This is a genomic window from Fuscibacter oryzae (assembly GCF_016765795.1).
Lineage (GTDB): Bacteria > Pseudomonadota > Alphaproteobacteria > Rhodobacterales > Rhodobacteraceae > Fuscibacter > Fuscibacter oryzae.
Map to the genome: position 1 here is coordinate 622,937 of NZ_JAESVP010000001.1, position 11,631 is coordinate 634,567.

The window sequence follows — 11,631 nt, forward strand, 5'->3', positions numbered from 1 at the left end:
TATTCAGGGTGTGACGGGCACAAATTTCATTTCCCGCCCCTTTTGATCCACCAGTTCCAGATGGCCAAGGCCCACGGCCTGATGCGTCATCGCCTGCATCGCGGCAAAGAACACCTGTTCCTCGGCCAGCTTGTCGCAGGCCATCATGGTCGCCGCCACCTTGCGGATACGCCATTCGGGAAAAGGGTCGGTCTCTATCTGCCCGGTCCAGCGGTTGCAGGGGGCCTGCCCAAAGGCGCGCCCCTTGTCGGTATCAATCGCCAGCGTGGCATTGGCCGCAAAGGGCTGACCGTCTATCGAGACCAGTTTCCAGTAATAGGGCTGGTCTTCGGTTTGGGTCACGCAGGCCGCCAGCAGCAGGGGCAACAGCATGGCATGGCGCATCGGCTCCTCCGGGTTTCTGCCCAAAGGTGCCATGCCCCCCACCTTGCGGCAAGCCTCAGTCCAGCAACCGCCGCGCGATGACCTGCGCCTGAATTTCCGCAGCCCCTTCAAAGATGTTCAGGATACGGGCATCGCACAGGATGCGGCTGATCTTGTATTCCAGCGCAAAGCCGTTGCCGCCGTGAATCTGCAACGCATTATCCGCCGCCGCCCAAGCAACGCGCGCGCCCAAGAGCTTGGCCATCCCGGCCTCAAGGTCACACCGCTTGTCATGGTCTTTCTGCCAGGCGCTGAAATAGGTCAACTGCCGGGCGATCATGATTTCCACCGCCATCATTGCCAGTTTGCCAGCGATGCGGGGGAATTCGATCAGCGGCTTGCCAAACTGCTTGCGGTCTTCGGCATAGCGCATCCCCTCTTCCAGCGCGGCCTGCGCCACGCCGATGGCGCGCGCGCCGGTCTGGATGCGGGCGGATTCAAAGGTCTGCATCAACTGCTTGAAGCCCTGCCCCTCAACCCCGCCCAGAAGGTTCGCGCCCTTGACCTTGAACCCGTCAAAGCCCAGTTCGTATTCCTTCATGCCGCGATAGCCCAGCACCTCGATCTCACCGCCCGTCATGCCGGGGGTGGGGAAAGGCTCGTCCTCGGTGCCCGGCGTCTTTTCGGCCAGAAACATCGACAACCCGCGATAGTCGGTGGTGGCGGGGTCGGTGCGGGCCAGCAAGGTCATCACATGGGTGCGCGCAGCATGGGTGATCCAGGTCTTGTTGCCGGTCACCTCCCAATCATCGCCAACCTTCACGGCGCGGGTGCGCAATGACCCAAGGTCAGACCCGGTGTTCGGCTCGGTGAAAACGGCGGTTGGCAGGATTTCCCCGCTGGCCAGCTTGGGCAGCCACTGCGCCTTTTGCTCATCCGTGCCGCCGCACAGGATCAGCTCGGCCGCAATCTCGCTGCGGGTGCCAAGGCTGCCGACGCCGATATACCCGCGCGACAGTTCTTCCGACACCACAACCATGCTGGCCTTGGACAGGCCAAAGCCGCCGAATGCCTCGGGGATGGTCAGGCCGAACACCCCCATCTCAGCCAGTTCGGTGATCACCTCCATCGGGATCAGCTCGTCTTTCAGGTGCCAGTCATGGGCGAAAGGCACCACCTTTTCATCGGCATAGCGGCGGAACTGGTCGCGGATCATCTCCAGCTCTTCGTCCAGCCCGGTCACGCCAAAGGTCGAGCGGCCATGGTTGTCGCGCATAAGCGCGACCAGACGCGCCCGCACCGCCGGGGTATTGCCGCCGGCCATCAACCGGCGCGCAGCCTCGCCGGGCGTAGCCTCAATCCCCAGGTCAGACAGCCGGGCCAGTTCGCCCTGGCTCATCGGGATACCACCGTGAATCTGGTTCAGGTATTCGCCAAACCCGATTTGCAGGATCAGCGCCTCCATCTCGCCCAAGGCCCCCGCCTCGGCCAGCCGCGCTGCCCAGGCGTTCAACTGCCGCAGCGCCTCGGTATAGGTTGCCAGCCATGACAGGGCATGGGCCGCGAACTGATGAGTCTCCAGCGCGGCGCTGCTGATCTTGCCATCCACCGTCACTAGGCTGCGCAGCACCTCGCGGGCGCGGACAAAGATCGCCTCCACCTCGGGCACGATGGCCGCTGTCAGGCCGGTCAGATCACCAAGAACAACCTGCCCCTCAAGGCGCTGTCCGTCATGGGCCATCATCCTATCCCTCGCGAAGATTCTGCATCTGCACCGGGTAAACCCTTTGCAGTCGCAGCGCAACAAGATTTCAGCAAAAGCAATACCAACGCACTATAATGTCGCGTCGGAAATTCAAAGCGTCGATCACACGCCAAAAGGCAAGGGGAAAGGCGCCGCCTTTCCCCTTGCCCTTCTCGAAACACTCTCTGGGGTCCGGGAGGCGAAGCGTCCCCGGCCTGCCTCAGCCGATCGCTGCCGCCTTCACGTCGGCGTCGATGAACGGCACATACTGGCCGAAGTTGTCAGCGAACATCTTCACCAGCTTGGCCGCCTGCGCGTCATAGGCGGTCTTGTCGGCCCAGGTCTCGCGCGGGTTCAGCAACGTGGTATCGACGCCCGGCACAGCAACCGGCACTTCAAAGCCAAAGTTCGGGTCTTTGCGGAATTCTACTTTGGCCAGCGATCCGTCCAGTGCTGCGGTCAACAGCGCGCGGGTCGCCTTGATCGGCATCCGCTTGCCCGTGCCATGCTTGCCCCCGGTCCAGCCGGTGTTGACCAGCCAGCAGGTTGCACCCGTGCTGGCGATCTTTTCCTGCAACAGCTTGCCGTAAACCTCGGGGCGGCGCGGCATGAAGGGCGCGCCGAAACAGGTCGAAAAGGTCGGCGTCGGCTCGACAATCCCACGCTCGGTGCCCGGTGTCTTCGAGGTGAAGCCCGACAGGAAGTGATACATCGCCTGCGCCGGCGACAGCCGAGAGATCGGCGGCAGCACGCCATAGGCGTCGCAGGTCAGCATCACCACATTCTTCGGCATCCCACCCAACCCGGTGGCCGACGCGTTGGAAATATATTCCAGCGGATAGGCGCAGCGCATGTTGTCGGTCAGGCTGTTGTCTTCGAAGTCCAGCTCGAACGTCTCTGGGTCATAGACCATATTCTCGATCACGGTCGCGAACCGCGAGGTGGTCGCGTAGATTTCCGGCTCTGCTTCGGCCGACAGGTTGATGGTCTTGGCATAGCAGCCGCCTTCAAAGTTGAAGGTGCCCTTGTCAGACCAGCCATGTTCGTCATCGCCGATCAGCGTGCGGCTGGCATCAGCCGACAGCGTGGTCTTGCCGGTGCCCGACAGACCAAAGAACACCGCCGTCTCGCCCGTGTCGCCGATGGCGTGGTTGGCCGAACAGTGCATCGGCATCACACCCTTTTCCGGAAGGATGTAGTTCAACAGCGTGAAAACCGACTTCTTGTTCTCGCCCGCATATTCGGTGTTGGCGATCAGGATCAGCTTCTTGTCAAAATTCAGCGCAATCACGGTATCGGTGCGGCAACCGTGGCGGGCCGGATCGGCCTTGAACGACGGGCAGTTGATGATGGTGAATTCGGGGACAAAGCTGTCCAGCTCGGTGCGCGACGGGCGGCGCAGCAGATGCCGGATGAACAGGCCATGCCAGGCCAGTTCCGTCACCATGCGCACATCCAGCCGGTGTTCCGGGTCAGCGCCCGCGAACAGGTCTTGCACGAAATAATCGCGGCCCTTCATATGCGCCAGCATGTCTGCATAAAGCAGGTCAAAGGCATCCGGGGCCATCGGCGCGTTGTTTTCCCACCAGACGGTGTTTTCCACCGAGGCCGTACGCACAACATGCTTGTCTTTGGGCGAACGGCCTGTGAACTGGCCGGTGGTGCACAGGAATGCGCCGCCCTTGCCCAGCTTGCCTTCGCCCCGCGCGACCGCCGCTTCGACCAAGGCCGGTTCGATCAGGTTGTAATAAACATGGCCAAGCCCCGAAATACCCTGATCTTCCAACGTCGCGTTGGCGTTCACCCGTCCGGTCATGTCCAGCAAGCTCCTGTTTCCGCCCCTGCTTGGGCGGTCAAGTCAAACACAGGCATCCGGGCCTTGGATGCCACCAGCACCACTCCTCGATGGGCTGATGCAGGGGCTATAACATGCAGATTTTGTGGCGAATAGAAGGGTTTAGTACAGTTAGCGCAACCATTTACACATCGGGCAAAGTTTAGCGCAATCATTTCCGGCATGTGGGCAGATGTGCGGCAGTTTCGCCATGGGTGGACAAATTCGCCACATCTTTGCCTGTCAGCGACAGGGTGATTCGCACATTGCTGTTGATTCCCGCGTCCTAAAGCCCGATCATCCAACAAAATAATAATGAGCAGAATTGGGGAAGCCGAAGATGGCACGGATCGCCCTTGTTGATGATGACCGCAACATTCTAACCTCGGTCTCCATGGCACTGGAAGCCGAGGGGTTCGAGGTTGAAACCTATAACGATGGGCAATCCGCGCTGGATGCCTTTACCCGGCGGCTGCCCGATATGGCGGTGCTGGACATAAAGATGCCCCGGATGGACGGGATGGATCTGTTGCAGCGTCTGCGGCAGAAAACCTCGATGCCGGTGATCTTTCTTACATCCAAGGATGATGAGATCGATGAGGTTCTTGGCCTGCGCATGGGGGCTGACGATTACGTCAAAAAACCCTTCAGCCAGCGCCTTCTGGTCGAACGCATCCGCGCGTTGTTGCGCCGTCAGGATGTGATCGCCAATGGCGAAACCGCCACGGTCGAGGAAAACAAGATCATGGAGCGCGGGCAACTGCGCATGGACCCCCTGCGTCATTCGGTAAGCTGGAAGGGCCGCGATGTCGCGCTGACCGTCACCGAATTCATGCTGTTGCAGGCGTTGGCGCAGCGCCCCGGTTTCGTAAAAAGCCGCGATCAGTTGATGGACGTGGCCTATGACGATCAGGTCTATGTCGATGACCGCACCATCGACAGCCACATCAAGCGCCTGCGCAAGAAAATGCGCGCGGTGGACGATGATTTCTCGGCCATCGAAACCCTTTATGGCATCGGCTACCGCTACAACGAAGAATGAACGCAGCCGCCAAGATCGACCATGAAAAAACAAGCCCGGCAAAGCCGGGCGAGTTGCTTTTGGGTGAAGACTGGGTATCGCCAGAGGTCCTGATCGATCCGGTGCTGCGCGCAGGGCGCAAGCGTCGGGGGCTGATGACGCTGAACCGCTCGCCCCTGGCCCGCAAGATCATTGTCTTCAACCTGGTGGCCCTGGTCATGCTGGTGGCCGGAGTGCTGTTTCTGAACCCGTTCCGTGACAGCCTGGTGTTGCAGCGCGAACAGGCCCTGATCACCGAGGCGCAGCTTTTGGCCGATGTGGTTACGGGCAAATCCACCACCACTCTGCCCGCATCGCTGGACGGCGTGACCATCGGCCCCAGCGTCGAGGTGTTCCTGTTCGACACCGCTGGCAATGTGGTCGCCCGTGCCGAAGGCGGGCAGTCCAGCGCCGAAATTCTGCGCCGCGAAGGCCGCCCGACGGTGATCACCGACTTTCTGGCCGGCATCTGGGATACGGTTTCCGGCCTTTTGGTTGGCGGAGGCGCCCCCGTTGGCAACACCACGAACGAAGTGCTGGCACGCAGCCAGCTTGACCGCGCGCTCAAGGGCGAACTGGCCGTCACCGGCGGTGCGGGCACCTCTGAAACCACGCTTTTCGCCGCCCTTTCGCCCGTGCGCGATGGCGCGGGGCAAGTGATCGGCGCCGTTGCCGTCGCCTCGGCCCGGGGTGAGATTGACGCATTGGTCCGCTATGAACGCGAACAGGTTCTCCAGATGTTCGTGATCGCTCTTCTGGTCTCGATCGGCCTGTCGATGGTGCTGGCCTCGACCATCGCCAACCCGCTGTCTGACCTTGCTGCCGCTGCCGAACTGGGCCGTGACCGCGACGCGCGCCACATGTCGCCCGGCCGGGTGCGCATTCCCGACCTTTCGGCCCGCCCGGATGAAATTGGCCGCCTGTCTGTCGCCATGCGCGGCATGGTCGCCGCCCTTTACGAACGGATCGACGCCAACGAACAATTCGCCGCCGATGTGGCGCATGAGATCAAGAACCCGCTGGCCAGCCTGCGCTCTGCCGTGGGCTCGCTGCACTATGTCAAAAAGGATGAGCAGCGCACCAAGCTGCTGGAGGTGATTGACCATGACGTCCGCCGGTTGGACCGTCTGGTCTCTGACATCTCGAACGCCTCGCGGTTGGACAGTGAGCTGGTCAAGGAAGAAGAAGAAGAGTTCAACCTTCTGAAAACTCTTGCAAATCTTACCGAATATCTCGGCCAGCAAGCGCGTGAAAAGGGCGTGGATTTCATCACCGACTTCCCCGCCGATCCCATCCGCATTCGCGGGCTGGAGGCGCGTCTGGCGCAGGTTTTCGTGAACCTGATCACCAATGCCACCTCGTTCTGCGAAAAGGGCGATGCGGTGCGGGTCTGGGCCCGCAAGCGTGAAAACCGGGTGCTGGTGGTGGTGGAAGATACCGGCCCCGGCATTCCCGAACAGGCGCTGACCAAGATTTTCAAGCGCTTTTATTCGGAACGCCCCGAACAGCAGTTCGGCAACCATTCCGGCCTAGGCCTTGCCATTTCGAAACAGATCATCGAGGCGCATGGCGGCGTGATCTGGGCCGAAAACATCCGCCCGACCCATTCAGACCCCACGTCAGAGCCGCTGGGCGCGCGCTTTGTCGTCGGCCTGCCGGTGTGAGCGCGACAGACCTCCTGCACGCATCCTGTGTGGCCCTCGGTGCAGACCGGGGGCTTCTTGTTCTGGGGCCATCGGGCGCAGGCAAATCGGCGCTGGCCCTACAGCTCATGGCGCTGGGGGCGCAGCTTGTGGCCGATGACCGCACCGAGGTTACCGCCACCCAAACCGGCCTTTACGCCACCTGCCCCCCCGCCATCGCCGGTCTGATCGAGGCGCGGGGCGTTGGCATCCTGAATGCTCCCGCCCTGCCCCGCGCCCGTTTGGTGCTGGCGGTTGATCTGGGTCAGACCGAATCCGATCGCCTGCCCCCCTTCCGTAGCGTCACGATCATGGGAACGGCTCTGCCGCTTGTTCTAGGGTCGCAAAGCGCCCATTTCCCATCTGCGCTCCTGTGCTATTTGCAAGGGGGACGCCATGGATAGGACGACAGTGCAGGACAACACGGAACATTCCCCTGACCATCGGCTGGTGCTGGTCACCGGCCCGTCGGGGGCTGGGCGTTCCACGGCGATCCACGCGCTGGAGGATCTGGGGTATGAGGCGATTGACAACCTGCCCCTGTCGCTTGTGCCTCGGCTGATTGACGGCCCGCCCCTTGGCCGCCCTATCGCGCTGGGGATCGACGTCAGGAACCGCGAGTTTTCTGCCGCCGCCCTGATCGAACTGATCGACCGGCTGACGCGCGACCCGCGCACCGCGCTGGACCTGCTCTATCTCGACTCCACGCCCTCGGAACTGATCCGCCGCTATAGCCAGACGCGCCGCAGCCACCCCCTTGCCCCGGCAGAGACGCCGAGCGAAGGCATCGCCCGTGAGGTGGAACTGCTGACCCCCATCCGCGCCCGCGCCGACCACCTGATCGACACGACCGAGATGACGCCGCATGACCTCAAGGCCGAACTGGCACGCTGGTTTGATGTGGGCAAGGCGGCGGGGCTGGCGGTGTCTGTGCAGTCGTTCAGCTATCGTCGGGGCCTGCCGCGCGGCGTTGATATGGTCTTCGATTGCCGCTTTCTGAAAAATCCGCACTGGCAACCAGACTTGCGCGCACAGGATGGCCGTGATTCGGCGGTGGCCGCCTTTGTCGAATCCGACCCTTTGTTCGTGCCCTTCTTCCAAAGGTTGCGCGACATGGTGCTGTTTCTGCTTCCGGCCCATGTAACCGAGGGGCGCGCGCACCTGACCATCGGCTTTGGCTGTACCGGCGGGCAACATCGCTCTGTTGCAGTTGCAGAAAAACTAGGCAAACTGCTTGCCGAAGCGGGCTGGCCGGTGTCAAAACGGCATCGGGAACTTGAACGCAGGGTGGGGCCAACCCATCCCACGCATACGGGGTGACAGACGCTTGATCGGCATTGTGATCGTCGCACATGGCGGACTGGCACGCGAGTATCTCTCGGCGGTCGAGCATGTGGTAGGGCCTCAGGCCCGAATGCGCGCCATTACCATCGAAGATGTGCATGACCGCGCGGCCAAGCAGGCCGAAATCTGCATGGCCGCGAATGAAGTCGATGGCGGCTCTGGCGTGGTGATCGTCACCGATATGTTCGGCGGCTCGCCCTCGAACCTGTCGCTGATGGCGTGCGCCGGGGCAGAGCGGCGCATCGTTTATGGTGCGAACCTGCCAATGCTGATCAAGCTGGCAAAATCGCGCGACCTGCCGGTGGCAGAGGCGGTTGCCGCTGCACTGGAAGCCGGGCGCAAATACATCAACAGTCTGGATCTGGGCGGGGGGGCCTAAGCTGCATGACGGAACGCACGCTGAAGATCGTCAACGAAAAGGGTCTGCATGCGCGGGCCTCGGCCAAATTTGTCGAGGTGGTCGAACAGTTCGACGCTGCGGCAGAGGTCACCAAAGATGGCATGACGGTCTCGGGCGATTCGATCATGGGGCTTTTGATGTTGGCAGCCTCTCGCGGAACCACTATTGAGGTTCGAACCAGTGGTGCGCAGGCCGAAGACCTGCTTGCGGCGCTGGCGGCGTTGGTGGCCAGCCGCTTCGGCGAAGACAACTGACGCCGGAACGTGATTTTGGAAGGCAAGCGACCTTGGCGACCGATCAGCCGCAAACTGCCGCAACGACCCAGCCCGAAGACCTGCGCATCGCCGCCGCCAAGCGCAAATATGACATGCGCCGCCTGTCCTATGCCGGCACCTTCAAGAATCCGCTCAAGGCTGGCACCATCCGCGTGATCGAATGGCTGACCGCCAAGATCCAGCTTCTGAACCTGATCCGCAGCTTTGAAAAATCGGGCGCGCCCTTTGGTGCGCCATTCTGGCCCAAGGCCATCCGCCACATGGGCATCCGCATCGATACCCCGGATGCAGAGATTGCCCGCATTCCCGCCACTGGCCCGCTGGTCGTGGTGGCCAACCACCCCTCGGGTCTGGTCGATGGCATGATCATGGCCGAGATGATCAACCGCGTCCGCTCGGACTTCCGCATCCTCACCCGGTCGCTGCTGACCGGCATCCCCGAGGTCGAGGAATTCATGATTCCCGTCCCCTTTCCGCACGAAGACAATGCGCGCGAACTGGGCCTGCAAATGCGCGCCGACACCATGGCGCATCTGAAAGCGGGCGGCGTGATCATCCTGTTCCCGGCAGGCAAGGTTGCCATGTCCGAAACCTGGTTCGGCCCGGCTGTCGAGGCGGAATGGAACGTCTTTACCCACAAGATCGTGCGGTCTTCCGGCGCGACGATTCTGCCGATCTTCTTCCCCGGACAGAACAGCCGCGCCTTTCTGATCGCGAACAAGCTGTCAGACACGCTGCGGCAGGGCCTGTTGCTGTATGAAATCAAGCGCAGCCTGTTCAAACCGCAGCGCCCGGTGATCGGTGAACCGATCCCGGCGGAAGAGCTGAAGAAATGGGACGGCAACCCGAGGGGGTTTCTGGCCTGGCTGCGCGAGCATACGCTGGCTTTGCGCAAGGGTGCGTGAAGCACCCTCCTGCCTGCAACTAGCCACCGTAAGCTGGGTGGTTCCCACGCACCACGTTACCGCGTCGGAACAGGCACCTCGCCGCGGTAATCGTAAAATCCCCGGCCCGACTTGCGGCCCAGCCAGCCAGCCTCGACATACTTCGTCAGCAGCGGACAGGGCCGGTACTTGGGGTCGGCCAGCCCGTCATACAGCACGTTCATGATGGCAAGACAGGTATCCAGCCCGATGAAATCGGCCAGCTCCAGCGGCCCCATCGGATGGTTGGCCCCCAGCTTCATCGATTGGTCGATCGACAGCACATTGCCCACGCCCTCATACAGCGTATAGACCGCTTCGTTGATCATCGGCACCAGAATGCGGTTCACGATAAAGGCCGGGAAATCCTCGGCACTGGCCGCCGTTTTCCCCAGCCGCCCCACCACGGCCAGCAGCGTGTCATAGGTCGGCTTGTCGGTGGCGATGCCCCGGATCAGTTCCACCAGTTGCATCACCGGCACGGGGTTCATGAAGTGGAACCCCATGAACCGCTCTGGCCGGTCGGTCCGGCTGGCCAGCCGCGTGATCGAGATGGAAGAGGTGTTCGAGGTCAAAATGGTCTGCGGGCCCAGATGCGGCCCCAGTGCCTCGAAGATCTTGTTCTTGACGTCTTCGCGCTCGGTCGCGGCCTCGATAATCAGATCCATCGGACCAAGGTCGGTCAGGGTCAGCGTTGTGGAAATCCGGCCAAGCGTAACCGCCTTGTCCTCGGCACTGATCTTGCCGCGCGACACCTGCCGCTCCAGATTCTTGTCGATGATGGCGATAGACTTCGTCAGACTGTCTTCGCTGATGTCGTTCAGCGTCACGTCATAGCCCGCCATGGCGAAGACATGGGCGATTCCGTTGCCCATCTGGCCCGCGCCCACAATACCGACCGTGCGGATGTCCATGCCGTTCCCCGAATTGTTGCATCATCTGCGTCCTCGGGCACCATAGGCAGTCCCCGCAAGTCGGGCAAGCCAAAGGGACCGACAGCATTTGCGACAAACTCGACCCTTAGCGCTTGGGAAAGAAGAATCGGTCAGGCTGTTCCTCGGGTGTTGCAATTTTGGGGTGAAAACATGGCCTTTGTCTTTCAGGGCGCGGGCGCGCTGGACTATGCTCCTTGTCACTATGCCGGGTCGCGGCTGGCATTTCGTGGGCCAGAGCGGCCAGTCACGGGGTGCTATCTGGCCTGTCTGGGCGGAACAGAAACCTATGGCCGTTTCGTACCGCGCCCCTTTCCAGATCTGCTGGAGGCCGAACTTGGCCTGCCCGTCCTGAACCTTGGCTGCGCCAACGCCGGGCCGGATGTGTTTCTGGCCGAACCGGCGCTGCTGGCGCTGATGGCGGGGGCCGAGGCGGTGGTGGTACAGGCGGCGGGGCTCCCCAACCTGTCGAACGCCTTTTACAGCGTTCATCCCCGCCGGAATGACCGCTTTCTTGGTGCAACGCCCAGGCTGCGGACGCTGTTTCCAGAGATGGATTTCACCGATTTCGCCTTTACCCAGCACTTGCTGCACAGCCTTGCCAGCCGCTCGCCCCACCGCTTCGCCGAGGTTCTGGCAGAGCTGCGCCGCGCATGGCTGCGCCAGATGCGCACCCTTCTGGCCCATTTACAGGGGCGCGCGATCCTGCTGTCGCTGGGCGCGCAAAGCCCCGGCGACCCGTTTGCCCTCGATGAAGGCCTTTTGGCCGCCTTGCAGCCATTTTGCGCCGCCATCCTGCACAGTGCCCCTCCCTTCGGAGATCAGGGGTTGGAGGGTATGTTCTGCACCGCGCTGGAGGTGCCTGCCGCGCGTATGCTGCCCGGCCCGCAACATCACCGGCAAGTGGCGCGCGCCCTTGTGCCGCTGATCCGCGACCGGATGTGAAAAGGGGCGCCCCTGCTTTGGGCGCCCGTGATCATTTGCGTTAGTGTGCGTGCTGTGCGCGCACCACCCTTTACAGCTTCGCAGGCCTTACAGCTTTGCGGTGAGTTCCGGGACCAGTGTGAACAGATC

General features: G+C 62.1%; 12 protein-coding genes. 8 read left to right on the forward strand and 4 right to left on the reverse strand.

Annotation, left to right across the window (positions count from 1 at the left end):
• Positions 1 to 3 precede the first annotated feature (3 nt).
• The 3 genes from JI744_RS03095 to JI744_RS03105 all read right to left on the reverse strand — a co-directional run bounded on the left by JI744_RS03095 (position 4) and on the right by JI744_RS03105 (position 3,923).
• Positions 4 to 384: an META domain-containing protein gene (locus JI744_RS03095; RefSeq protein ID WP_202658202.1), complete on the reverse strand. Its 381-nt coding sequence runs from the start codon at positions 382 to 384 to the stop codon at positions 4 to 6.
• 55 nt (positions 385 to 439) lie between these two features.
• Entirely contained in the window at positions 440 to 2,104 is a 1,665-nt protein-coding gene (locus tag JI744_RS03100) for an acyl-CoA dehydrogenase family protein (protein ID WP_202658203.1), read from the reverse strand.
• Between the two features lie 223 nt (positions 2,105 to 2,327).
• On the reverse strand, positions 2,328 to 3,923 hold the full coding sequence (locus JI744_RS03105) for a phosphoenolpyruvate carboxykinase (protein WP_202658204.1): 1,596 nt from the start codon (positions 3,921 to 3,923) through the stop codon (positions 2,328 to 2,330).
• Positions 3,924 to 4,281: 358 nt separating this feature from the next.
• On the opposite strand from JI744_RS03105, the gene JI744_RS03110 reads away from it, so the two are divergent.
• The 7 genes from JI744_RS03110 (at position 4,282) to JI744_RS03140 (ending at position 9,607) form a co-directional block, all read left to right on the forward strand.
• Positions 4,282 to 4,983 (forward strand): response regulator transcription factor, encoded by a 702-nt coding sequence (locus tag JI744_RS03110; protein WP_202658205.1) that lies wholly within the window; start codon positions 4,282 to 4,284, stop codon positions 4,981 to 4,983.
• The gene (locus JI744_RS03115; RefSeq protein ID WP_202658206.1) at positions 4,980 to 6,665 is read left to right on the forward strand and encodes a sensor histidine kinase; all 1,686 of its coding nucleotides are present in this window, start codon (positions 4,980 to 4,982) and stop codon (positions 6,663 to 6,665) included. The genes JI744_RS03110 and JI744_RS03115 overlap by 4 nt, the downstream gene beginning before the upstream one ends.
• A 29-nt stretch (positions 6,666 to 6,694) precedes the next feature.
• A complete protein-coding gene (locus JI744_RS03120; protein WP_328756763.1) occupies positions 6,695 to 7,087 on the forward strand; it encodes an HPr kinase/phosphorylase in 393 nt (130 codons plus the stop codon).
• The gene (gene rapZ, locus JI744_RS03125; RefSeq protein ID WP_202658208.1) at positions 7,080 to 8,003 is read left to right on the forward strand and encodes an RNase adapter RapZ; all 924 of its coding nucleotides are present in this window, start codon (positions 7,080 to 7,082) and stop codon (positions 8,001 to 8,003) included. Before JI744_RS03120 ends, rapZ begins: the two co-directional genes overlap by 8 nt.
• A 7-nt stretch (positions 8,004 to 8,010) precedes the next feature.
• Positions 8,011 to 8,406, forward strand: coding sequence for a PTS sugar transporter subunit IIA (locus tag JI744_RS03130; protein ID WP_202658209.1), 396 nt, complete (start codon positions 8,011 to 8,013; stop codon positions 8,404 to 8,406).
• A 5-nt stretch (positions 8,407 to 8,411) separates the two neighbouring features.
• On the forward strand, positions 8,412 to 8,681 hold the full coding sequence (locus JI744_RS03135) for an HPr family phosphocarrier protein (RefSeq protein ID WP_202658210.1): 270 nt from the start codon (positions 8,412 to 8,414) through the stop codon (positions 8,679 to 8,681).
• Positions 8,682 to 8,794: 113 nt separating this feature from the next.
• Complete coding sequence (locus tag JI744_RS03140; protein ID WP_202658253.1) at positions 8,795 to 9,607, forward strand: lysophospholipid acyltransferase family protein; 813 nt, start codon at positions 8,795 to 8,797, stop codon at positions 9,605 to 9,607.
• A gap of 56 nt (positions 9,608 to 9,663) precedes the next feature.
• Here JI744_RS03140 and JI744_RS03145 read toward each other — a convergent pair whose 3' ends face one another.
• Complete coding sequence (locus tag JI744_RS03145; protein ID WP_202658211.1) at positions 9,664 to 10,539, reverse strand: 3-hydroxybutyryl-CoA dehydrogenase; 876 nt, start codon at positions 10,537 to 10,539, stop codon at positions 9,664 to 9,666.
• A 171-nt stretch (positions 10,540 to 10,710) separates the two neighbouring features.
• Between JI744_RS03145 and JI744_RS03150 the strand changes: the two genes are divergently transcribed.
• Entirely contained in the window at positions 10,711 to 11,502 is a 792-nt protein-coding gene (locus JI744_RS03150) for a DUF6473 family protein (RefSeq protein WP_202658212.1), read from the forward strand.
• Positions 11,503 to 11,631: the final 129 nt, after the last annotated feature.